Source organism: Thalassotalea profundi (genome assembly GCF_014653195.1).
Taxonomy (GTDB): domain Bacteria; phylum Pseudomonadota; class Gammaproteobacteria; order Enterobacterales; family Alteromonadaceae; genus Thalassotalea_B; species Thalassotalea_B profundi.
The window spans coordinates 116,178-139,529 of record NZ_BNAH01000011.1 but is presented as its reverse complement, the minus strand read 5'-3'; the positions used below and the strand labels follow the sequence as shown (position 1 = coordinate 139,529).

At 34.5% G+C, this 23,352-nt stretch carries 22 protein-coding genes; 16 read left to right on the top strand and 6 right to left on the bottom strand.

Annotation, left to right across the window (positions count from 1 at the left end; translation table 11 throughout):
- Positions 1–41: 41 nt before the first annotated feature.
- The 6 genes from glyS to dnaA form a co-directional block, all read right to left on the bottom strand.
- Positions 42–2,111 (bottom strand): glycine--tRNA ligase subunit beta, encoded by a 2,070-nt coding sequence (gene glyS / locus IE155_RS13780; protein ID WP_189378825.1) that lies wholly within the window; start codon positions 2,109–2,111, stop codon positions 42–44.
- Entirely contained in the window at positions 2,111–3,028 is a 918-nt protein-coding gene (glyQ, locus tag IE155_RS13775) for a glycine--tRNA ligase subunit alpha (RefSeq protein WP_189378824.1), read from the bottom strand. Before glyQ ends, glyS begins: the two co-directional genes overlap by 1 nt.
- Positions 3,029–3,196: 168 nt before the next feature.
- Positions 3,197–5,641, bottom strand: coding sequence for a DNA topoisomerase (ATP-hydrolyzing) subunit B (gyrB, locus tag IE155_RS13770; protein WP_229817322.1), 2,445 nt, complete (start codon positions 5,639–5,641; stop codon positions 3,197–3,199).
- A gap of 10 nt (positions 5,642–5,651) precedes the next feature.
- The gene (gene recF / locus IE155_RS13765) at positions 5,652–6,740 is read right to left on the bottom strand and encodes a DNA replication/repair protein RecF (protein WP_189378823.1); all 1,089 of its coding nucleotides are present in this window, start codon (positions 6,738–6,740) and stop codon (positions 5,652–5,654) included.
- Positions 6,741–6,743: 3 nt separating this feature from the next.
- A complete protein-coding gene (gene dnaN, locus IE155_RS13760) occupies positions 6,744–7,847 on the bottom strand; it encodes a DNA polymerase III subunit beta (protein ID WP_189378822.1) in 1,104 nt (367 codons plus the stop codon).
- Between the two features lie 29 nt (positions 7,848–7,876).
- Positions 7,877–9,235, bottom strand: coding sequence for a chromosomal replication initiator protein DnaA (gene dnaA / locus IE155_RS13755; RefSeq protein WP_189378821.1), 1,359 nt, complete (start codon positions 9,233–9,235; stop codon positions 7,877–7,879).
- Between the two features lie 461 nt (positions 9,236–9,696).
- Between dnaA and rpmH the strand changes: the two genes are divergently transcribed.
- The 16 genes from rpmH to atpA all read left to right on the top strand — a co-directional run bounded on the left by rpmH (position 9,697) and on the right by atpA (position 23,345).
- A complete protein-coding gene (rpmH, locus tag IE155_RS13750) occupies positions 9,697–9,831 on the top strand; it encodes a 50S ribosomal protein L34 (RefSeq protein ID WP_011045771.1) in 135 nt (44 codons plus the stop codon).
- Between the two features lie 24 nt (positions 9,832–9,855).
- On the top strand, positions 9,856–10,230 hold the full coding sequence (gene rnpA / locus IE155_RS13745) for a ribonuclease P protein component (protein WP_189378820.1): 375 nt from the start codon (positions 9,856–9,858) through the stop codon (positions 10,228–10,230).
- Entirely contained in the window at positions 10,197–10,445 is a 249-nt protein-coding gene (gene yidD, locus IE155_RS13740; RefSeq protein WP_189378819.1) for a membrane protein insertion efficiency factor YidD, read from the top strand. The genes rnpA and yidD overlap by 34 nt, the downstream gene beginning before the upstream one ends.
- Positions 10,446–10,449: 4 nt before the next feature.
- Positions 10,450–12,099: a membrane protein insertase YidC gene (yidC, locus tag IE155_RS13735; protein ID WP_189378818.1), complete on the top strand. Its 1,650-nt coding sequence runs from the start codon at positions 10,450–10,452 to the stop codon at positions 12,097–12,099.
- Positions 12,100–12,237: 138 nt separating this feature from the next.
- Entirely contained in the window at positions 12,238–13,623 is a 1,386-nt protein-coding gene (gene mnmE, locus IE155_RS13730) for a tRNA uridine-5-carboxymethylaminomethyl(34) synthesis GTPase MnmE (RefSeq protein ID WP_189378817.1), read from the top strand.
- Positions 13,624–13,887: 264 nt separating this feature from the next.
- Positions 13,888–14,340: an FMN-binding protein MioC gene (mioC, locus tag IE155_RS13725; protein ID WP_189378816.1), complete on the top strand. Its 453-nt coding sequence runs from the start codon at positions 13,888–13,890 to the stop codon at positions 14,338–14,340.
- A 401-nt stretch (positions 14,341–14,741) separates the two neighbouring features.
- A complete protein-coding gene (gene mnmG / locus IE155_RS13720; RefSeq protein WP_189378815.1) occupies positions 14,742–16,631 on the top strand; it encodes a tRNA uridine-5-carboxymethylaminomethyl(34) synthesis enzyme MnmG in 1,890 nt (629 codons plus the stop codon).
- 23 nt (positions 16,632–16,654) lie between these two features.
- Positions 16,655–17,281, top strand: a complete 627-nt coding sequence (gene rsmG / locus IE155_RS13715; RefSeq protein WP_189378814.1) for a 16S rRNA (guanine(527)-N(7))-methyltransferase RsmG — start codon at positions 16,655–16,657, stop codon at positions 17,279–17,281.
- A gap of 26 nt (positions 17,282–17,307) precedes the next feature.
- Positions 17,308–18,126 carry a ParA family protein gene (locus IE155_RS13710; protein ID WP_189378813.1) on the top strand — a complete coding sequence of 273 codons (819 nt, stop codon included), beginning with the start codon at positions 17,308–17,310 and terminating at the stop codon, positions 18,124–18,126.
- Positions 18,123–19,007 carry a ParB/RepB/Spo0J family partition protein gene (locus IE155_RS13705; protein WP_189378812.1) on the top strand — a complete coding sequence of 295 codons (885 nt, stop codon included), beginning with the start codon at positions 18,123–18,125 and terminating at the stop codon, positions 19,005–19,007. Before IE155_RS13710 ends, IE155_RS13705 begins: the two co-directional genes overlap by 4 nt.
- Positions 19,008–19,152: 145 nt before the next feature.
- The gene (locus IE155_RS13700) at positions 19,153–19,536 is read left to right on the top strand and encodes an ATP synthase subunit I (RefSeq protein WP_189378811.1); all 384 of its coding nucleotides are present in this window, start codon (positions 19,153–19,155) and stop codon (positions 19,534–19,536) included.
- Positions 19,537–19,582: 46 nt separating this feature from the next.
- On the top strand, positions 19,583–20,437 hold the full coding sequence (gene atpB, locus IE155_RS13695) for a F0F1 ATP synthase subunit A (protein ID WP_189378810.1): 855 nt from the start codon (positions 19,583–19,585) through the stop codon (positions 20,435–20,437).
- Between the two features lie 48 nt (positions 20,438–20,485).
- Positions 20,486–20,731 (top strand): F0F1 ATP synthase subunit C, encoded by a 246-nt coding sequence (gene atpE / locus IE155_RS13690; protein ID WP_444545874.1) that lies wholly within the window; start codon positions 20,486–20,488, stop codon positions 20,729–20,731.
- Between the two features lie 40 nt (positions 20,732–20,771).
- Entirely contained in the window at positions 20,772–21,242 is a 471-nt protein-coding gene (gene atpF / locus IE155_RS13685) for a F0F1 ATP synthase subunit B (protein WP_189378809.1), read from the top strand.
- A 14-nt stretch (positions 21,243–21,256) separates the two neighbouring features.
- The gene (gene atpH / locus IE155_RS13680; protein ID WP_189378808.1) at positions 21,257–21,790 is read left to right on the top strand and encodes a F0F1 ATP synthase subunit delta; all 534 of its coding nucleotides are present in this window, start codon (positions 21,257–21,259) and stop codon (positions 21,788–21,790) included.
- Between the two features lie 13 nt (positions 21,791–21,803).
- Positions 21,804–23,345: a F0F1 ATP synthase subunit alpha gene (atpA, locus tag IE155_RS13675; protein WP_189378807.1), complete on the top strand. Its 1,542-nt coding sequence runs from the start codon at positions 21,804–21,806 to the stop codon at positions 23,343–23,345.
- Positions 23,346–23,352: the final 7 nt, after the last annotated feature.

The window sequence follows — 23,352 nt, the reverse complement described above, 5'->3', positions numbered from 1 at the left end:
ACCTCCCTTTTTTATTCGATATAGCATTTATTATATTATTACTAATTCTGTAAAACAGATATATCCGCAATAGCTAAAAAGCTATTTCTTATTTGATTAAGTAAAGTTAAGCGATTAATTTTAATTTTCTCATCGTCAGCCATAACCATTACATTATCAAAAAATTTATCTATCGGTTGCTTGATATCTGCTAATGTAGTTAATGCTGCTTGATAGTCCTTTACACCCATTAACGGCGTGACTTTTTCATTTAAACTATCAAATACGTCTGCAAGTTCTATTTCTGCAACATCTTCGATTAAATTACGATCAAACGCCAAATAAAGCTCACCATTAAATTTTGCTAGTATATTACCTACCCGCTTATTTGCTGCTGCTAGCGCTTCGGCGGCGGCTAGTGTTTTAAAATGACTCACAGCTTTAATTCGCTTTTCAAAATCAAGTGGTGCTGATGGTGCGTTTTCTAATACAGCCTGTATAACATCAATAGCAATATCTTGTTCTTGATAATGTGCCTTATAGCGGGCCAGTACAAAATCTAATACTTGTTGTTTAGTCTCTTTATTACTAATTTTATTACCATAAGATTCAATACTTTTTGACACTAGATCCGCAATATCTAAATCGAGCTGTTTTTCGATAATAATTCTGATAATGCCTATAGCTGCTCTTCGTAAAGCAAAAGGGTCTTTATCCCCCTTAGGAGGCTGATTTATACCGAAAATGCCTACTAATGTATCTACTTTATCAGCGATAGCAACAGCACAACCGATATTTGCTTTAGGCAAAGCATCACCAGCAAAACGAGGACGATATTGATCTTCCAGAGCCTGAGCTACCTCAATGTCTTCATTATCATTCTCTGCATAGTATTTACCCATAGTTCCTTGAACTTGTGGAAATTCTAATACCATTTCAGACATCAAATCTGTTTTACTTAATAAACCAGCGCGATATGCTTGTTTTTTGTTTTCATTGAGCTTTTCTGCAACATACTCACTCATTAATGCAATACGTTCAGACTTTGCTTTAAGTGTACCAAGTTCTTTTTGGAACAATACAGATTCTAAACTAGACAACCTTGATTCAAGTGTTTGTTTTTTATCTGTTTTATAAAAAAACTCTGCATCGGCCAACCTAGGTCTTATGACTTTTTCATTCCCTGAAATAACTTGTTGAGGATCTTTACTTTCAATATTTGTAACAAAAATAAACTGATTAAGTAAATTACCTTGCTTATCATTAACAGGGAAATATTTTTGATGATCTTTCATCGAGTAAATCAATGGTTCAGCTGGTACTTGCAAGAAATTTTTGTCAAAACTACCAATTAAAACGACTGGCCATTCAACAAGTGATGTCACTTCTTCTAGTAAGTCATCATCAATTAAAGCAACACCATTAATCTTTTCTGCTGCTTTTTCAATTTCACTAACAATTAAGCTTTGTCTCAATTGATAGTCAACTTGCACATATGCATCTTTGAGCTCTTGCTCATAAGTATTAGCATTTGTTAATACTATTGCCCCTTCATGATGAAATCTATGTCCTTGTGTTAAATTACTTGAGCTAACACCTAAAATTTCACCTTTTATAATTTGGTCACCATATAACATAGTTAAGGTGTGTACAGGTCGAATAAACTGTGTTCTTTCACTACCCCAGCGCATAGGTTTAGGGATAGGTAATTTAGCAATTGCACTTGATACTATTTGAGGGATTAACTCATGTACGGTCTGTCCCGGTTGAATAGCTTTATGTAATAACCACTCACCTTTATCCGTAATTAACCTATCAGCCTGCTCTATTGTAATACCATTTGATTTTGCCCAACCCAACGCCGCTTTACTTGCATTTCCATGGCTATCAAACGCTACATTAATTGCAGGACCTCTTTTCTCAACTTCTTTATCTTCCTGCTTTTCAACCAAAGCATTTATTTTTATTGCTAAGCGTCTTGGAGTCGCATACCACTTGATATCATCATAAACTAATCCACAATCATCAATTTGTGACTTTATTTGTTTATAAAATGTGGTTGCCAAGGTTTTTAATAATTTTGGTGGTAACTCTTCTGTACCTAATTCTATTAATAAAGTATTAGTAAGCATTATTTTTCCCTAACCGTTTCAGCTTGACACAGAGGAAAGCCTAACTGTTCTCTTTTATCATAATAAGCCTGCGCACATGCTTTAGAAAGTGTTCTAACTCTTAATATATAACGTTGACGCTCGGTTACAGAAATTGCATGGCGCGCATCAAGTAAATTAAAAGCATGCGATGCTTTCATTACTTGCTCATAAGCTGGTAATGCAAGCCCTGCTTCAATTAATTTTTCACTTTCTTTTTCACACTGATCAAATGTACCAAACAATGCATCTACATCAGCATATTCAAAATTATAAGTCGACTGTTCTACTTCATTTTGATGAAAGACATCACCGTACAATACTTTCCCCATGGGACCATCAGTCCAAACAAGGTCATATATGCTATCTACATTTTGAATATACATAGCTAAACGTTCTAGGCCATAAGTTATTTCTCCGGTTACCGGAGCACACTCTAAACCACCTACTTGTTGAAAGTATGTAAACTGAGTGATTTCCATGCCATTTAACCAAATTTCCCAGCCTAGCCCCCATGCACCTAATGTTGGAGACTCCCAATTATCTTCTACAAAGCGAATATCATGTACTAAAGGATCTATTCCAAGCTCTTTTAATGAGGTTAGATAAAGCTCTTGAATATTTTTTGGTGATGGCTTTAACATTACTTGAAATTGATAGTAGTGCTGTAACCTATTAGGGTTTTCTCCATAACGTCCATCAGTAGGACGGCGACATGGCTGCACATAAGCACTACTCATAGGCTCAGGACCTATTGAGCGAAGAAATGTCATAGGATGAAATGTGCCTGCACCTACTTCTAAATCTAGTGGCTGTACGATCGCGCAGCCTTGTCTTGACCAATAATCTTGCAATTGCAAAATTAACCCTTGGAAGGTTTTTACATTAAACGTACTCATGGTTGCCCGTACTATCGTTCTATTAAAATTACACTAGTATAACGTTTGACGTTATTTTAGCCTAGCATCTGTATTGTTTTTTTGAGTTTTTACTCAAATTTTTATTATGTTTTAAAACAAAAAACCCGAACTTATGATGTCCGGGTGTTTTAATTCACTTAATGGTAACTATATATCTAAGTTTGCCACTTTCAATGCATTCTCTTCAATGAATGCTCTGCGTGGCTCAACATGGTCACCCATTAATGTAGTGAATAATTGGTCCGCAGCAATTGCATCTTCAATTGTTACTTGTAGCATACGACGAGTATTCGGATCCATTGTTGTTTCCCATAATTGATCCGGATTCATTTCCCCTAGCCCTTTATAACGCTGTATATATTGTCCACGTTTAGATTCAGCCATTAACCAATTTAATGCTTCTTCAAAAGAGTCTACAGGTTTTATTTTTTCACCTCGTTTAACATAAGCACCTTCTTCCATTAAACCATTTATAGCTTTATTTAAACTATTTATGGCAGCAAATTCTTTTGATTGAATAAAGTCATAACTACAATTATATACTTTATCAATACCATGTTGTCTTACATTAAAGCTTGCAAAATAGATATTTCTTTCACTATCGTGTTTTACACTTCCTGAATATATAGACCCATTTCCGTCTTGGTTTTGAAGTTGATCAATTATTTCATTTGTCCATTCTTCAACTTTTGATTTATTTGAAAAATCTTCCGGAGTAATAGTTAATCCATATATCATTTTCTCTAAAATATCGGAAGGAATTTGACGTGATACGCGTTTAATCATTGCTTTTGTGTCACGGTACTGGTTCACCAACTTCTCTAAAGATACATCTGAAATAGCAGGTGCTGATTCATTTACATGTATCTCAGCAGTCTCTAGGGCCAGAGTTGTTAGATACTCTGTTAAGCCTTCATCATCTTTTATATAACGCTCTTGCTTGCCTTTTTTAACTTTATACAATGGCGGTTGTGCTATATACACATAACCCCTTTCCATAATTTCTGGCATTTGGCGATAAAAGAATGTAAGCAGCAATGTACGTATATGTGAACCATCCACATCAGCATCGGTCATGATAATAATACTATGATACCTTAACTTATCCGGATTATATTCATCTCGCCCAATTCCACAACCTAATGCAGTAATTAATGTTCCTACTTCTTGTGAAGATATCATTTTATCAAAACGTGCTTTTTCAACGTTTAATATTTTACCTTTAAGCGGTAATATTGCCTGATTTTTACGATTACGTCCCTGCTTGGCTGAACCGCCAGCAGAGTCCCCTTCCACAATATATAATTCAGATAATGCAGGATCTTTTTCCTGACAATCTGCAAGTTTACCTGGTAGCCCAGCAATATCTAAAGCGCCTTTACGCCTTGTCATTTCACGAGCTTTACGTGCAGCTTCACGAGCTCTAGCAGCATCAACTATTTTCATAATTATGGTGCGCGCTACAGCTGGTTTTTCCAGAAGATATTCACCTAGCTTTTCACCCATGGCTTGCTCAACAGCTGTTTTGACTTCAGATGAAACTAGTTTATCTTTAGTTTGAGATGAAAACTTTGGATCAGGTACTTTAACTGAAATAACAGCAGTTAATCCTTCACGGGCATCATCACCAGAAGCACTAGTTTCTGTTGTTCCACCTTTTTTCGTCTTATTTAAACCTTCTTTTATCATGTAGCTATTAAGTGTTCTTGTTAACGCTGTTCTAAAACCACTTAAATGTGTTCCACCATCTTTCTGAGGTATATTGTTAGTAAAGCAATGAATATTTTCTTGAAATCCATCATTCCATTGCATTGCGACCTCAACAACAATGCCATCTTCTCGAGCTAAATCAAAATAAAATATTTCTTCATTTACAGGGGTTTTATTTGTATTTAGATAATCAACAAAGGCTTGTATACCACCATCAAAATGAAAGTGATCTTCTTTTCCTTCTTCTCTTTCATCTATCAAGCGAATTGAGACACCTGAGTTCAAAAATGATAACTCACGAATTCTTTTTACTAACAAGTCATAATGAAATAAAACATCTGAAAACGTTTCCTCACTTGGCCAAAAGCGAACTTCTGTACCTGTTTTATCACTTTCACCTATAATTTTCAGTGGCTCTTGAGGCTCACCCACATGATAAATTTGTTCGTATAATTTACCTTCTCGGCGTATATTAAGTTTTAATTTACTACTTAATGCATTAACAACCGATATACCAACTCCATGCAAACCACCAGATACTTTATATCCTGAGTCTTCTCCACCAAACTTACCCCCAGCATGTAAAACTGTCATAATAACTTCAGCAGCTGAAACACCTTCTTCAGGATGTAACTCGGTAGGAATACCACGTCCATCATCTCTTACAGAAACTGAACCATCTAAGTGAATTTTAACTACTATATCACTACAGTGACCAGCTAAGGCCTCATCGATTGAGTTATCTAAAACCTCAAAAACCATATGATGTAAACCAGTACCATCGTCTGTATCACCAATATACATACCTGGACGTTTTCTTACTGCATCAAGACCTTTAAGTACTTTAATACTAGCCGAGTCATATTCATTTTCTATTGTCATAGCATTTAGCCTACTTACTTATTGCTGAAATTCTTCCATGTTCCACGTGAAACATATAATAATTATTATCTTTTGGAATAATAGGTTCCAAAGCCTGTTCATCAATTGCCGTTATGAATAGCTGACAATTAAGTTCCTTAATTGACTGAAAGAAAGCATTTCTAGAATTTGCATCTAGTTCAGCTCCTATATCATCAATTAATAAAATTGGTTTTACTCGTTTAACTTGACCTATTAATTTTGCTTGCGCAAAAGTTAAAGCCAGTAAAAACAACTTTTGTTGACCTCTTGATAAAAAAGTTTCAATTGCTACGCCTTTGTATTGAAATCTGACATCAAATCGTTGAGCGCCAAATAAGCTATGCCCTTTTTCATATTCTCTTTCTTTATTTTGGTTTAATATATCAAGCAACGATTTTTTACTATTCCAACCTTGTAAATACATGACATTTATTTCGTTTTGAAATTCCGGAAGTAAAATTGTTAACCACTTATCTAGCTCTTTTTTTAAATCTTTCAGATATTCATTTCTTAACGAAGCAATATTAATACAAGTTTGGCAGAAAGAATTTGTCCAGTAGTCAAATTGCTGCCCAATTAATTGATTTTTTAAGCATGCATTTCTTTGTTTTAAAACCTGGGTAAACTCTTTCCATTGTTCTGAAAATTTATGTTTCACGTGAAACATGCCTAAATCAACAAATCGTCTTCTTTCTCTAGGTCCTCCAAAAAAAATTTTAAAACTCTCTGGCGTAATAATCTGAACAGCAATATTTTGAGCAAGTTCTGAAAATTTATTATGACGTAAGCCATCAATTTTAATTTCCGATAAACCTGTAGCAGTATCTCTTAATAACCCCAATCTTTTATTATTACTATCAATAACACTAACAATAAAATTAGTATGCTTAAATGTAACAACATTATCTATTTTGGCAGTACGAAACGATTTACCATGGCCAAGAAAGAAAATAGATTCTAATAAACTACTTTTTCCACTACCGTTTTGCCCGATAAAAAAATTGAAATCAGAATGAAACGTTGTAGATACATTCTCTAAATTTCTAAAATTGTTGGTCGTTAATTTTACTATACTCATTCATTATAAACGCATAGGCATAACAACGTATAAAGCTTCTCCTGAATCCTCACCTTCTATTACTACGGAACTATTGGCATCAGCTAATGTAAATTTAACTTCAGAATCTTTAATAGCACTTAAAACATCTAGAACATAATTAACATTAAAACCAATTTCGACTTCTTCATAAGGAAAATCTATTTCTAATATTTCTTCAGCTTGCTCTTGTTCTGGATTATTAGCAGTAATTTTTAAATCTGTATTTGAAAAATTTAAACGTACACCTTTAAATTTTTCATTGGATAAAATTGATGCTCTGGAAAGAAGTTGTCGTAAATTTTCTTTATTTGTATGAAGAAATTTATCTCCATTACGTGGTAACACCCTACGATAGTCAGGGAAGCGACCATCGACCAATTTACTAGTAAAAGAAAATTCTGAGTCAATTATGCGAATATGGTTAGAACCTAAATAAACTTGAATTTCTTCATCTACAGGGTCCAGTAAACGAATTATTTCTAAAATACCCTTACGAGGTACAATAACTTGTCGAGTGGGTAAAGTAAGAGATTCATTATTAATTTTACAAATAGCTAATCTATGTCCATCGGTAGCAACAGATCTGATTTCAGAACCTTCCGTTTCAATAGACATTCCATTTAAGTAATACCTAACATCTTGATTAGCCATTGAAAAATGAGTGCTTTCTATCAAACGTAGTAACTCAGATTTTAATAATTTAAATTCAACATCACCTTTCCATTCTTCTATATTAGGAAAATCTGCTGCTGATAGAGTTGATAATGAGTATTTACTTCTGTTTGATGTAATTTTTATAACATCGTTATCAGTTTCGAATGTGATTAGTGCCCCATCGGGTAAACCTTTACAAATGTCTAATAGTTTACGCGCTGGTACAGTTATTTTACCGTTCTCACCTTGATTATCAATTACAGCATAAGATACCATTTCAAGCTCTAAATCTGTAGCTATTAACGTAAGTGACTGTTCACTAACATCCAATAATATATTACCAAGAATGGGTAATGTACTTTTCCGCTCTACCGCACCAGAAACAAGTAATAACGGCTTTAGTAATAATTCTCTATTCAATGAAAACTTCATGTTAAACCTATTTGAATATGCCTTTTAAACTATGATGAAAGTGTTCTTGTTAAATTGGAATAATCTTCTTTTATATCAAGAGATTCTTCTCGTAATGTTTTAATTTTTCTGCAAGCATGCAATACAGTTGTATGATCTCTGCCACCAAACGCTTCACCTATTTCAGGCAAACTATGATTAGTTAGCTCTTTTGATAATGCCATAGCAACTTGTCTTGGTCGAGCAACAGACCTATTTCTCCGTTTAGAAAGTAAGTCAGAAACTTTAATTTTATAATATTCTGCTACTGTACGTTGAATATTATCTATAGTCACTAGTTTATCTTGCAAAGCAAGTAAATCTCTTAGAGCTTCTTTAACGAATTCAATGGTAATGGCTCTTCCAGTAAAATTTGCATTGGCAATAACTCGATTCAATGCCCCTTCTAACTCTCTGACATTAGAGCGTAAACGTTTGGCAATAAAAAAAGCAACTTCATCGGCTAAATTAATATGACTTTCTTGAGCCTTTCTTTTGAGAATAGCAACACGAGTTTCGAGTTCAGGCGGTTCTATAGCAATAGTTAACCCCCAACCAAAACGAGACTTTAGGCGATCTTCAACGCCATCAATTTCCTTAGGATATCGATCACTCGTTAATATAATTTGTTGGTTACCTTCAAGAAGTGCGTTAAAAGTGTGGAAAAACTCTTCTTGTGTACGCTCTTTGTTAGCAAAAAATTGAATATCATCTATAAGCAAAGCATCAACAGAACGATAATACTGCTTGAATTTTTCTATAGCGTTATTTTGTAAAGCTTTAACCATATCTTGAACAAAACGCTCAGAATGCATGTAAGCAATTTTTGCATTAGGTTTATTCAATAAAATACCATTTCCAACAGCATGTAATAGATGTGTTTTACCTAACCCTGTACCACCATAAATAAATAATGGATTATAGGCATTACCCGGATTGTCCGAAACTTGTGAAGCAGCCGCACGAGCTAATTGATTAGACTTACCTTCAACGAAATTTTCAAAGGTATACTTTCCTCGGACATTAGTCGTTTTAGGTAAATTTGATTCTGGTTCTGATTTAGATTTATTTGATGGTGCGAACATTGAAGATGCGCTAATTTTATCAATAATAGGTTTGTTATTTGGAATACTGCCTACATCGAAGCGCAATAATGGTGGATTACCACCTTCATCTAAAGAAACAAGTTCATTAATTCTATTGACATATTTATCTCTAACCCAATCAAGTACAAAACGATTAGGCGCGTATAAGGTCATAATATTATCGGTGATCACACATTGAAGAGGACGAATCCACATACTGAATTGCTGCGCGGGCAACTCTTCTTGCAAAATAGAAAGGCAACGTTGCCAAAGTGAGTGATCCAAGTAAAAGCTCCTAGCAACAACACTACATTGACCAAAAATCTGAAAAGAGGAGTAGGTTGAAGATATATTATTATTCTTTAATTTATCTATTATCCCTTTAGTTATCCACAACTTCAATATTGACATTTAAAATAGAGACAATTTGTACCAATTATTTTAATATAACCCCGTATTTAATGGCATAAAATAATCTAACCAATAATAAAAAATACAATAAAAAACTCAAAAACAACCATAAAAGTACGAATATAATTAAATTAAGGCCAAATAAAATTATTTTTTGTTAAAAAACTGTGGATATAAAAAGATCCTTCAGGATCGTAAAGTGATCTTTGTTATAAATAAAACGGATATTATATTGACAAATGTTACCTCTCTATGTAATATTCGCCCTCTTTTTTAGACCAGTATGCTCAAAATGGCTGTTTTGCCTGGGCAACAACAACCGACGGATTAGCGTAATGAAAAGAACATTTCAACCTAGTGTATTAAAGCGTAAGCGCAACCATGGCTTTCGTGCTCGTATGGCTACTAAAAACGGCCGTGCTGTAATTGCACGTCGTCGTGCAAAAGGTCGTGCAAGACTTAGTGCATAATTTCTTTACTTAAGATTTAAGTAAATGAAATCAGTAGCCAACAAGGTTACTAATAAATTTAATCGGGAGTCACGTTTGTTGACTCCCGATCATTTCAAAGCTGTATTTTCTAATGCTACACGTTTTAGTTCAAAGCACTTTACCATTCTAATAACCAAAAATACTGATAACAATAACCGTCTAGGTTTAGCTATTGCTAAAAAAAGAGTTAAATTAGCTGTTCAACGTAATAGAATAAAACGCCTTACTCGTGAAAGCTTTAGATTAAATCAGACAACAATTCCTCACATTGATATTGTAGTTATGGTTAAATCAGGTATTGATAAACTTGAAAACCACGAAATCAATCACCAATTAGATAAAATATGGCAAAAAATAAATCAGCGTTACAAACGTTAGCGATTGCCATTATAAAAAGCTACCAACGCTTTATTAGCCCTCTACTTGGCAATAATTGTAGATTTAATCCAACATGCTCATTTTATGCTATTGAAGCAATAAATCGCTTCGGTGTAATAAAAGGGACTTGGTTAGCAGGCAAACGTATACTAAAATGCCACCCACTTAATGAGGGCGGTGATGATCCCGTTCCACCAATAAAAAAAGAGAAGTAGCTTTATGGAATCTCAACGCAGTTTTCTTTTCATTGCACTAATGGTTGTAACATTTTTGTTATATCAGCAATGGCAAGTAGATAATACTCCAGTTCAACAATCAACTGAAGTAGTTAAAACCTCTGGCGAAAATAACACAGAAGCAAATAATAATGATTTTGTACCCGCCTCCAGTGCTGGTGAATTACCTGCTATTAAAGAAACAAAAACAACTGCTAACATAATCACTGTTACAACTGATGTATTAAAGTTAAAAATTAATACACAAGGTGGCGATATTGTTGAAGCAACTTTATTAAAGTATGAGACAGAACAAAATAGTGGAATACCATTTACTATAATGCAAAATGGTAATTTTAACTATGTAGCTCAAAGTGGCTTAACAGGGGCTCAAGGTATAGACCGAGTAGTTAAAGGTCGCCCTATTTATCAAGTTAATGCATCTGAATTTACATTAACAGATAATAACCCATTAGTTGTTAATTTGAATTACACCGCTGAAAATGGGTTAGTTGTTACTAAACGTTTTACCTTTGAACCAAATAGTTACAAAGTTAACTTAGATTATATCGTTAATAATAATGCAAGTACCGCTGCAAGTATTGAGTTATATGCCCAATTAAAACAATCAACTAATGTTGATAAAACAAGTGCATTAATTCCTACATATCGTGGTGCGGCATATTCAACAACCGAAGACCCTTATGAGAAGTATGACTTTGACGATATTGCTGATGCTAATTTAAACGTAGCAACCCAAGGTGGTTGGGTAGCAATGCTTCAACATTACTTTGTTACTTCATGGATTCCTAATAAAGATGATGTTAACCAACTTTATACAAGTTATACGCGCAATCAAGAAGCCGTTATTGGCTTTAAATCACCAGCCATAATAATTGAACCTAATAACGAAGCAATCGCATCTACGGCTTTTTATGTGGGCCCTAAGAATCAAGAAAAACTAGCTGAAATTGCGAAAAGTTTAGAATTAACCGTCGATTTTGGTTTCTTATTCATGATCAGCCAACCATTACACTGGTTACTAATAATGATTCAATCATTTGTAGTTAACTGGGGCTTAGCCATTATTATAATTACAATTATTGTTAAAGGTTTAATGTATCCGCTTACGAAAGCTCAGTATACATCAATGGCAAAAATGCGAGCATTACAACCTAAAATGGCTCAACTTAAAGAGCGCTTTGGTGATGATAGACAAAAAATGTCGCAAGGAATGATGGAGCTTTACCGTAAAGAAAAAGTAAATCCTGCTGGGGGTTGTTTACCTTTGCTTATTCAAATGCCTATTTTCTTAGCTTTATATTGGGTATTTTTAGAAAGTGTTGAACTACGCCATGCTACATTTGGTTTATGGCTACAAGATCTGTCATCAAAAGATCCTTATTTTATTCTCCCTGTATTAATGGGTGTCAGTATGTTTATCATGCAAAAAATGCAGCCGATGACCGTACAAGATCCAATGCAGCAAAAAATCATGCAATATATGCCAGTTATGTTTACTATATTCTTTTTCTGGTTCCCTTCAGGCTTAGTATTGTATTGGTTAGTCAGTAATATTATTTCAATAATTCAAATGAAAATAATATTCTCAGGTTTAGAGAAAAAAGCAGGAAAAAAGATTGAGAGTAAATAAAGTTTACTAAAATAAAAAGCGACTTAGGTCGCTTTTTTTATGTCTAATAAGCATATAAATATAAGTGAGCTACCACCCTAAAGTTTTAACGTTTATAATTAAAATTCTTTTAACTATTAAAAACACGTTGAATATTACATGAATGACCAAGTTACACCTTTTTCTGATAAAGAAACTATAGCAGCACAAGCAACAGCGCCAGGAAGAGGTGGAGTTGGAATTATTAGAATTTCTGGTCCAGAAGTAATCAATGTTGCACAAGTTATTCTTGGAAAGTTACCAGAATTACGTAAGGCTGAATATCTAACTTTTCACGACTTAAACAAACAACCACTAGATCAAGGGATTGCCTTATATTTTAAAGGACCAAACTCTTTTACCGGAGAAGATATTCTTGAATTACAAGGTCATGGTGGCCCTGTTATTTTAGATATGCTGTTAAAAGAAATATTATCATTACCTAGAGTAAGAATGGCAAATCCAGGAGAGTTTAGTGAACAAGCTTTTTTAAATGACAAACTCGATTTAACTCAAGCAGAAGCAATTGCTGATCTAATCAATTCTAGCTCCGAACAAGCAGCTCGTTGTGCCTTACATTCCCTGAAAGGTGAGTTTTCAAGTTTAATCAATAAAATGGTTGAAGATACCATTCATTTGAGGATGTATGTTGAAGCATCTATTGATTTTCCTGAAGAAGAAATTGATTTCTTAGCTGATAAAAAAATAATAACTGATTTAAAAGTAATAATTAACCAAGTTGAAACTGTTCAGAAGCAAGCTCAACAAGGAGCAATTATTAGAGAAGGAATGCGAGTCGTTATCGCAGGTAGGCCTAATGCAGGTAAATCAAGCCTATTAAACGCGCTCAGTGGACGTGAGAGCGCTATTGTGACTGATATTGAAGGAACAACAAGAGATGTTTTGTCAGAACAAATACATATTGATGGAATGCCATTACATATAATCGATACAGCAGGATTAAGAGAAAGTGCTGACAAGGTAGAGCAAATAGGTATTGAACGCGCTTGGCAAGAAATTAATCAAGCCGACCGTGTATTACTCATGGTTGACTCAAGCAAAGAACAAACAGAAACTTTAACTGAAATTTGGCCTGAGTTTTTTGAAAAATTACCGAAAAATATAGGATTAACTGTAGTTAAAAATAAAGCCGATATTAGCGAAAGAGTTACAGGGTTAACAACAGAAAATAAAATACCCACTATTACATTATCGGCTAAAACAGGCGATGGAGTTGAGCAGCTAAAAGAACACCTAAAAGCTATCATGGGTTATCAAGGTAGTAATGAAGGCGGCTTTATGGCAAGACGCAGACATTTAGCGGCACTAGAATCGGCTTATCAACATTTAATAACAGGTTTAGATCAACTTGAATCTTTTGTAGCAGGAGAAATACTAGCTGAAGAGCTCCGATTATGTCAGCAAGAACTTAATAAGATCACAGGTGAATTTACAAACGATGATCTACTTGGTCAGATATTTTCATCATTTTGTATTGGAAAATAATTGGTAATTAGTTACTTTCCAGTTAAGGTTATAACAACTAGAATTTTTACCATTGTAGATAAAAAATATAATCTGATCACTGTCTTGAGTATAACGAAGATGACAATAATCAGCATTTATATTATTGCTTTCGATTAATTAAAAATCTTCATCACTATCAATGTAAAACCATTCTTATTCGTTAATGTATTAATTTCCAAATTAAAGCAGCCAACGTTAATATAATTATAGACAGACTATAACACTTTCAAAAAGGTTCAATTAATGGCTAATATCCAAATAATAGTTGGCAGTATGTTAGGTGGCACTGAATATGTTGCAGAAGCATGTCAGGAGGCACTTAATGATCTAAATATTCAATCAGATCTACATTTTCAACCTAATTTCTTAGAAATTTTACATAAAGGTACCACTTGGCTTATTTGTACTTCAACACACGGAGCGGGTGATTATCCAGATAATATACAAGCTTTCGTAAAAGAGTTAGAAAGTAGTAAAGACGATCTATCTTCAATTAATTTTTGGGTTATTGGTACAGGAGATAGCAGTTATGATACATATTGTTATGCGGCTAAAAATATATCAAACTTATTAAAATCAAAGGGTTGCAGTGAAATAATAGAATTAAAAACTCTTAATATTCTAGATGAAGAAGATCCTGAAGAAATTGCTCAACAATGGATATCATTTAATAAAGATCTTTTAATACAGAGTTAACAACTAGTTATTCACAAAAAAATAGTTTAAAAATAACTTTTGTGGATAACTATAAGGATAAGCTATTAATTAATAGTTATTATTCAGTTGACAGTATTTATTTAAAATATCACTGTGGATAAAAGGCCCTTTTGATCATAGCTTTTCCTATAAGAGATCAAAGTTTGATCACAGTATTAGATGTGTACTAACATTATGAAATACATATAAATAAATTACTTATCAACAGAAAAGCAATTTACTAATAATAAGTAATAATAAGATCTTTAAATAGATCTTATATATTATTAAAGGATCCTAAGATGATCTTTTATTTAAAATGATCATTCCCCTAATCGATAAAAACAGTTAAAATACGTGCCCTTTTATTTTTAAATACTTTTAACAAAGGTTGTTAATCAATGTGGTATCAAGAGTCTTATGACGTTATTGTTGTTGGTGGTGGTCACGCAGGTACAGAAGCTGCTTTAGCCTCAGCACGTATGGGCTGTAAAACATTATTGCTTACCCATAATATTGATACTTTAGGCCAAATGTCATGTAATCCAGCCATAGGCGGAATAGGAAAAGGACATCTAGTAAAAGAAATAGATGCTTTGGGCGGATTGATGGCTACAGCAATTGATCATTCAGCTATCCAATTTAGAACATTAAATGCGAGTAAAGGTCCTGCTGTACGGGCAACTAGAGCTCAAGCTGATCGCGTGCTATATCGTTCATTTGTAAGAAGTTATTTAGAAAATCAAGAAAATTTAACCATATTTCAACAACCATGCGACGATCTTATTTTAGAAAACGATCGGGTCATTGGTGTATCAACGCAAATGGGTTTAAAATTTAAAGCTCACTCAGTTGTATTAACCGTAGGAACGTTCTTAGCAGGCCAAATACATATAGGTTTGAATAACTATCAAGGTGGTAGAGCAGGAGATCCTGCAAGTGTTAACTTAGCAAATAAATTGCGTGATATGCCATTTAGAATGGATCGTCTGAAAACGGGTACACCGCCAAGACTTGATGCTAGAAGTCTTGATTTTTCTCAAATGGAAGAACAACCTGGTGATGATCCTCGTCCAGTATTTTCATTTATGGGATCACGGGAAGATCACCCTAAACAAATCTCATGTTATATCACTCATACCAATAGTAATACTCACGATATAATTCGTAATGGATTAGATCGTTCTCCTATGTATACAGGCGTTATCGAAGGTATTGGACCAAGATATTGTCCTTCAATTGAAGATAAAATAATGCGTTTTGCTGATAAAGAAACGCATCAAATATTTGTAGAGCCTGAAGGTTTAACAACGCATGAAATTTACCCTAATGGAATTTCAACTAGTCTTCCTTTTGATGTCCAAATGAACTTAGTCCGATCAATTAAAGGTTTTGAAAATGCACATATAACCCGCCCTGGTTATGCTATTGAATATGATTTTTTTGATCCAAGAGATTTAAAACAAACGCTTGAAAGTAAGTTTATCGAAAATTTATATTTTGCAGGCCAAATAAATGGCACTACTGGCTATGAAGAAGCTGGGGCCCAAGGATTAATTGCAGCAACTAATGCTGCAGCGAAAGTTCAAGGTAAAGATCAATTAATATTAGGTAGAGATCAAGCTTATATGGGAGTTCTCATTGATGATTTATCAACGCTTGGTACGAAAGAACCTTATAGAATGTTTACCTCAAGAGCTGAGTATCGTTTATTATTACGTGAAGATAATGCTGATATTCGTTTAACAGAAATTGGTTATAAACTTGGTTTAGTTGATGAAAAACGTTGGGCTAGGTTTAATGAAAAAATGGAAAGTGTCGAATTAGAACGCCAACGTTTAAAATCAACATGGATCCAAAAAGATCATAAAGCCGTTGAACAAATTAATGCCTTAGTTAAGTCATCAATCACGAAAGAAAATAGTCTTGAAGATTTATTAAGACGTCCTGAAGTACGTTACGAAGACTTAATGAAAATAGAAGGATTAGGCCCAGCACTAACAGATGTTCAAGCCTCTGAACAAATTGAAATACAAATAAAATACGCTGGTTATATTGAAAGACAGTTAGATGATATAGCAAAGAAAAAGCGCAATGAAGATACTTTAATACCTTCTGATTTTAAATATGACCAAATATCAGGGCTTTCAAATGAAGTCGTGGCAAAATTGACCGAAGCAAAACCTGAAACTATTGGTAAAGCATCACGTATATCAGGTATAACTCCTGCTGCAGTATCATTACTATTAGTTTATTTAAAAAAACATGGTTTATTACGTAAATCAGCTTAATCATACATTGTTCAGGTAAACAAATGTCATTACAAGATCAATTAATTGGATTGTTAGATCAATCAAGTCTTAAATTAACAGATAAAAAAATTTCGCAATTAATACAATATGTTGAGATGTTAATAAAATGGAATAAGGCTTATAATTTAACATCTGTTAGAGATCCAAGTGATATGCTAGTTAAGCACATAATGGATAGTTTAATGGTAGGTCAGTACATAAAAGGTAATCGATTTATTGATGTGGGTACAGGCCCTGGTTTACCAGGAATTCCATTAGCTATTTTATACCCTGAAAAAGAATTTACTTTACTCGATAGTTTAGGTAAAAGAATTACTTTTTTACGACAAGTTGTATTTCAATTAAAACTTGATAATGTATCTCCTGCTTTAAGTAGAGTTGAAAAATTTCTACCGGAACAGTTATTTGATGGTGTACTGAGTCGTGCATTTGCTTCTTTAAACGATATGGTTAGCTGGTGTAAACATTTACCAGCAAACGAAAATGGAAGATTTTATGCGTTAAAAGGGCAATATCCAGAAAGTGAATTGTCTAAATTACCTGATGATATAGAATTAGTAACAAGTTATTCTATTGTTGTGCCACAACTTCAGGGTGAAAGGCATTTAATAGAGCTTAAAAAAATCTAACAACAATAATAAGGTTTGAGGTGCTAGTGGGAAAAATAATCGCAGTTGCCAACCAGAAAGGTGGAGTAGGCAAAACAACTACCGCTGTTAATTTAGCGGCATCTTTAGCCGCAACCAAACGTAAAGTATTGTTGATAGATTTAGATCCTCAAGGTAATGCAACTATGGGGAGTGGAATAGATAAATATGAAGTTCCTGCCACTTGTTATGAATTACTTGTAGAAGAAAAACCGTTTGAACAAGTTGTTTGTAAAGATACTAGCGGTATTTATGATTTAATTGCTGCAAATTCAGATTTAACAGCCGCAGAAATTAAGTTAATGGAAGTCTATGCTAGAGAACAACGCTTAAAAAAAGCATTATCTCCTGTTATTAACCAATACGACTTTATTATCATTGATTGCCCCCCTTCTTTAAATACCTTAACTGTTAATGCTATGACTGCGGCAGATTCTGTACTTGTTCCAATGCAATGTGAATATTATGCATTAGAAGGGCTTACTGCATTAATGGATACCATTTCTCAATTAACTTCTGTCGTAAATGGTGATTTACATATTGAGGGAATATTAAGAACTATGTACGATCCTCGAAATCGTTTAGCTAATGATGTGTCAGAACAACTTAAACGACATTTTGGCGATAAAGTTTATCGTACTGTTATTCCAAGGAATGTAAGACTTGCCGAAGCGCCTAGTTTTGGAGCACCAGTTATGTACTATGATAAATCATCAACAGGCGCTAAAGCTTATTTAGCATTAGCGGGTGAAGTACTTAGAAAAACAGAACAAGAAAAGAAAAATAAAAAACAAGCAGAATTACCAATTCAGCAAGGAAAAATATGAGCCCGACAAAACGTAGAGGCCTAGGTAGAGGCTTAGATGCATTATTAACTAATGCCCCAAATAAAGAAGCTGAAAATGGTGATTCAACACCAACAACACATACTGATACAAGTGAACTACAAAAACTTCCTATAGAACAGCTATCACCTGGCAAATATCAACCGCGAAAAGATATGTCTCCAGATGCTTTAGAAGAATTATCATCTTCAATAAAGTCCCAAGGAATTATTCAACCTATTGTTGTTCGTCCGATAGGTAAAGACAGTTATGAAATTATTGCTGGTGAACGTCGATGGCGTGCAGCACAGTTAGCCGAATTAGACTTAGTACCTTGTTTGATAAAAGAAGTACCCGATGAAGCTGCTGTTGCAATTGCATTAATTGAAAACATTCAACGTGAAGATCTTAACGCAATGGAAGAAGCTGTTGCATTAGAGCGCTTATTAACTGAATTTGAGTTAACGCATCAAGAAGTTGCCGATGCTGTAGGAAAATCACGGACAACTGTCACCAATATTTTACGATTAAATAACTTAAACTCTGATGTTAAAACATTACTAGAACATGGTGATATTGATATGGGCCATGCACGTGCCCTACTAGCATTAGAAAATGATTTACAAACAACAACAGCACGTACTGTTGCAGCTAAAGAATTAACAGTACGGGAAACAGAAGCGTTAATTAAAAAAATTCAACAACCAGAAAAACCTAAAGTAGAAGTTGAAAAAGATCCCGATACTAAATCACTTGAACAGAACTTATCAGAAAAAATAGGATCACAAGTAACAATTAAACATAGCAAAAAAGGTAAAGGTACCTTAGTTATTTCATATGCAAATTTAGAGGAATTAGATGGTATTATCTCTAAAATAAATTAAAATATTTTATACATTTAGTTATATATATTTTATTGATAATAACTATTAGCACAAAAATAGGGCGTTACTGCCCTATTTTCTTGCAATAAAAGACAAGTTAAGTATACTTGCGCAAACTTTTAAAACCTGTTTTTTATTAGCATATATGAATAATAAATTAGCAACGGTAGGGCGAAAAATAGCACTTACACAAATATTATTCACTACTGTTTTAATGTTGCTAATAACACTGATGGTTTATTTTATTTGGGGTGCAAATTATGCAAAATCAGCCTTTGTTGGCGGCATAATAGCAATAATACCCAATATTATTTTTGCCTTTAAAGCATTTAAATATGCGGGCGCGCAGTCAGCTAGAAAGGTGATGGAATCTTTTTATAGTGGTGTAAAAATTAAAATGTTATATACAGCGCTTTTATTTGCGTTAGCTTTTAAGTTTTTAGTTATTACACCCGTAGCGCTTTTAAGTACATATTGCGTAGTCGTGTTTTTACCACTACTACTTCCGGCTGTTTTAAGAGAACATTAAACGTCGGTATAAAAAATTTATAAACTTTAACTTTTGGGAAAAGAAAATGGCAGAAGAAGTTACTCTCTCAGGCCATATTCAGCATCATTTAACTAATGCAAAAATGTGTTCAACTGACAGCGGTTTAGCATTTAATAAAGCATGTAGTGATAGTGGTTTCTGGACATGGCATATAGATACCCTTGCATGGTCAATAGGTTTGGGGCTTTTATTCTTATGGATATTCCGCAGAGCAGCAAACAAAGCAACAATTGGTGTTCCTGGTAAATTTCAATGTTTTATTGAAATGATTATTGATTTTGTTGGCGATAACGTTAATAAAACTTTCCAAGGTAAAAGCACATTAATTGCTCCATTAGCGCTAACAATATTTGTTTGGGTGTTTTTGATGAACTTAATGGACTTAATTCCTGTTGATTTCTTGCCTGCGTTTGCTGGGTTTGTAGGTGAAACCGCTTTTGGTATGGACTCTCATGATGTTTATATGAAAATCGTACCAACGACAGATATTAACCTTACAGCAGCTTTAGCTGTAGGTGTGTTTTTATTGATGGTTGGTTATTCGATCAAAATTAAAGGACTTAGTGGTTTCATTAAAGAGCTTACGTTGCACCCTTTTAGCACAGATAACAAACTTGCAATGGTCTTTTTAATTCCTTGTAACCTACTACTTGAAACTATTGCATTGATTGCTAAACCTTTTTCATTAGCATTGCGTTTATTTGGTAACTTATATGCCGGTGAATTAATATTTATCCTAATCGGCGCGGTGGGTCTAATGCAACTACCGTTACATTTTGTTTGGGCTGTTTTCCATATATTAGTAATTGTACTTCAAGCATTTGTATTTATGATGCTAACAATTGTTTACTTAAGTATGGCTAGTTCAGACAATCATTAATTTTTAACTTTAACTTAAACTTTGTAATTAAAACTTTGGAGAAACAAAATGGAACAACTTTTAACAATGCCAGAAGCAATTAAGTTTATTGCTGTTGCTTTACTAATCGGTTTTGGTGCTATTGGTACTGCTATTGGTTTTGGTAGCATGGGTGGTAAATTCTTGGAAGCGTGTGCACGTCAACCAGAATTAGCACCTTCACTACAAGTAAAAATGTTCATTCTAGCTGGTCTAATCGATGCTGTAGCAATGATCGGTGTTGGTATCGCGATGGTATTATTGTTTGTACTTTAATTCCATTCTTTGAACAGCTTACTATTAAGGAGGAGCGGTTGTGAGTATAAACGCCACTCTAATTGGTGAATTAATAGCTTTTATCGTTTTTGTTTGGTTCTGCATGAAATTTGTGTGGCCACCACTAAACGACGCTATTGAAGCTCGCCAGAAAAAAATCATAGATGGTTTAGCTGCTTCAGATCGTGCTGCTAAAGACTTAGAGCTTGCTCAAGAAAAAGCCACGGCTCAACTAAAAGAAGCGAAAGCAGAGGCGGCAGGTATTGTTGATGCTGCTAAAAAGCGTGAAGCTAAAATAGTTGAAGAAGCTGCAGAAAAAGCTGAAGCAGAAAAAGCGAAAATTATCGCTGCTGGCTATGCAGAAATAGAGAATGAACGTAATCAAGTTAAAGAAGAGCTTCGTAAACAAGTTGCTGTTCTTGCTATAGCTGGTGCAGAGAGAATTCTCGAACGTTCAATTGATGCCGCTGAACATAGCGACATTTTAGATAAACTTGTAGCTGAACTTTAAGAGGGGATAGAGCTATGTCTGAATTGACAACCGTCGCTCGTCCCTACGCTAGAGCAGCGTTCGATTATGCTGTTGAAGCTAATGCACTTGATAGCTGGCATGAAATGCTAGTATTTGCTGCGGAAGTTTCAAAAGATGTCACCATCAAAGAATATATTATTGGTGGAGCATCAGTTGAACAAGCAACTGACATTTTTTTGAAAGTTTGTGATGTGCAACTTAATAGTAACGGTCAAAACTTAATAAAAGTAATGGCCGAAAACGAACGTTTGTTGGTATTACCACAAGTGCTTACTTTATTTAGCGAATTAAAAGCTGAATATGAGAAAGAGATCACAGTGGATGTTACATCAGCTGTTAAGTTGAAAGTAGCCCAACAAAAAGTTATTAGCGCTGCGCTTGAAAAGCGTTTGGCTCGAAAAGTAAAGCTCAATTGTAATGTTGATAAAAACGTAGTTTCCGGTTTAGTTATTAAAGCTGGCGACATGGTGATAGATGGTTCAATTAGAGGTAAATTGAGCCGCTTAGCAACAACAATGCAATCTTAACGGGGAATAGAGCATGCAACTGAATTCCACTGAAATCGCTGAACTGATCAAAAATCGTATTGAACAGTTTGACGTAGTTAGTGAAGCTCGTAACGAAGGTACTATTGTTTCTGTAACAGATGGTATTATTCGTATCAATGGTCTTGCTGATGTAATGCAAGGCGAAATGATCGAACTTCCTGGCAACCGCTTCGCAATAGCGTTGAACCTAGACCGTGATTCGGTAGGTGCGGTAGTTATGGGTCCTTATGCGGATCTAGCTGAAGGCGTAAAAGTAAAAGGTACTGGTCGTATTTTAGAAGTACCAGTAGGACGTGGCTTATTAGGCCGTGTAGTAAACACTTTAGGTGAACCAATTGACGGTAAAGGACCAATCGAAAATGATGGTTTTGCACCAGTTGAAGTAGTTGCTCCTGGTGTTATCGATCGTAAATCAGTTGATGAGCCAGTACAAACTGGTATCAAATCAATTGATGCAATGATTCCAATTGGACGTGGTCAACGTGAACTTATCATTGGTGACCGTCAAATTGGTAAATCAGCGATCGCACTAGATGCAATTATTAACCAGAAAAACACAGGTATTAAGTGTGTGTACGTAGCAATCGGTCAGAAAGCTTCTACTGTTGCGAACTTAGTTCGTTCATTAGAAGAGCACGGCGCGTTAGATAATACTATCGTTGTTGTTGCTTCCGCTTCTGAAGCTGCAGCTTTACAGTACTTATCAGCTTACTCTGGTTGTACTATGGGTGAATACTTCCGTGACCGTGGTGAAGATGCACTAATTGTATATGATGATTTGTCTAAGCAAGCTGTTGCTTATCGTCAAATTTCATTACTTTTACGTCGTCCACCGGGCCGTGAAGCATACCCAGGTGATGTTTTCTATCTTCACAGTCGTTTATTAGAACGTGCTGCTCGTGTTAACGAAGCTTATGTTGAAAAATTCACTAACGGTGAAGTAAAAGGTAAAACAGGTTCTTTAACTGCATTACCAATTATTGAAACACAAGCAGGTGATGTATCAGCATTCGTACCAACAAACGTAATCTCAATTACCGATGGTCAGATTTTCTTAGAATCTAACTTATTTAACTCAGGTATTCGTCCTGCGGTTAATGCTGGTATTTCAGTTTCTCGTGTAGGTGGTGCAGCTCAAACGAAAATCATTAAGAAATTAGGTGGTGGTATTCGTTTAGCATTAGCACAATATGCTGAATTAGCAGCCTTTGCTCAATTTGCTTCTGACTTAGATGATGCGACTCGTGCTCAATTAGAGCATGGACAACGTGTAACTGAGTTAATGAAACAAAAGCAATACAGCCCATTGTCAATTGCTGAAACAGCAGTATCGTTATTTGCCGCAGAAAAAGGCTATTTAAATGATGTTGAAATTAACAAAGTAGTTGATTTTGAAGCAGCATTACGTACATACGTAAACAATGATCACGCTGAGTTGATGGCTACTATCAACGAAAAGGGTGACTATAATAAAGATATCGAGTCAGGTCTTTCGAAAGCAATAGAAGCTTTCAAAGCAACCCAAACTTGGTAATTAGTTA

Coding starts and splice junctions, on each gene's coding strand:
- rpmH (WP_011045771.1), top strand. CDS start 9,697: ATGAAAAGAACATTTCAACCTAGTGTATTAAAGCGTAAGCGCAACCAT.
- mnmG (WP_189378815.1), top strand. CDS start 14,742: ATGTGGTATCAAGAGTCTTATGACGTTATTGTTGTTGGTGGTGGTCAC.
- atpH (WP_189378808.1), top strand. CDS start 21,257: ATGTCTGAATTGACAACCGTCGCTCGTCCCTACGCTAGAGCAGCGTTC.
- atpE (WP_444545874.1), top strand. CDS start 20,486: ATGGAACAACTTTTAACAATGCCAGAAGCAATTAAGTTTATTGCTGTT.
- atpB (WP_189378810.1), top strand. CDS start 19,583: ATGGCAGAAGAAGTTACTCTCTCAGGCCATATTCAGCATCATTTAACT.
- atpA (WP_189378807.1), top strand. CDS start 21,804: ATGCAACTGAATTCCACTGAAATCGCTGAACTGATCAAAAATCGTATT.
- dnaN (WP_189378822.1), bottom strand. CDS start 7,847: ATGAAGTTTTCATTGAATAGAGAATTATTACTAAAGCCGTTATTACTT.
- mnmE (WP_189378817.1), top strand. CDS start 12,238: ATGAATGACCAAGTTACACCTTTTTCTGATAAAGAAACTATAGCAGCA.
- glyQ (WP_189378824.1), bottom strand. CDS start 3,028: ATGAGTACGTTTAATGTAAAAACCTTCCAAGGGTTAATTTTGCAATTG.
- gyrB (WP_229817322.1), bottom strand. CDS start 5,641: ATGACAATAGAAAATGAATATGACTCGGCTAGTATTAAAGTACTTAAA.
- IE155_RS13705 (WP_189378812.1), top strand. CDS start 18,123: ATGAGCCCGACAAAACGTAGAGGCCTAGGTAGAGGCTTAGATGCATTA.
- rsmG (WP_189378814.1), top strand. CDS start 16,655: ATGTCATTACAAGATCAATTAATTGGATTGTTAGATCAATCAAGTCTT.
- mioC (WP_189378816.1), top strand. CDS start 13,888: ATGGCTAATATCCAAATAATAGTTGGCAGTATGTTAGGTGGCACTGAA.
- recF (WP_189378823.1), bottom strand. CDS start 6,740: ATGAGTATAGTAAAATTAACGACCAACAATTTTAGAAATTTAGAGAAT.
- rnpA (WP_189378820.1), top strand. CDS start 9,856: ATGAAATCAGTAGCCAACAAGGTTACTAATAAATTTAATCGGGAGTCA.
- IE155_RS13700 (WP_189378811.1), top strand. CDS start 19,153: ATGAATAATAAATTAGCAACGGTAGGGCGAAAAATAGCACTTACACAA.
- yidD (WP_189378819.1), top strand. CDS start 10,197: ATGGCAAAAAATAAATCAGCGTTACAAACGTTAGCGATTGCCATTATA.
- yidC (WP_189378818.1), top strand. CDS start 10,450: ATGGAATCTCAACGCAGTTTTCTTTTCATTGCACTAATGGTTGTAACA.
- glyS (WP_189378825.1), bottom strand. CDS start 2,111: ATGCTTACTAATACTTTATTAATAGAATTAGGTACAGAAGAGTTACCA.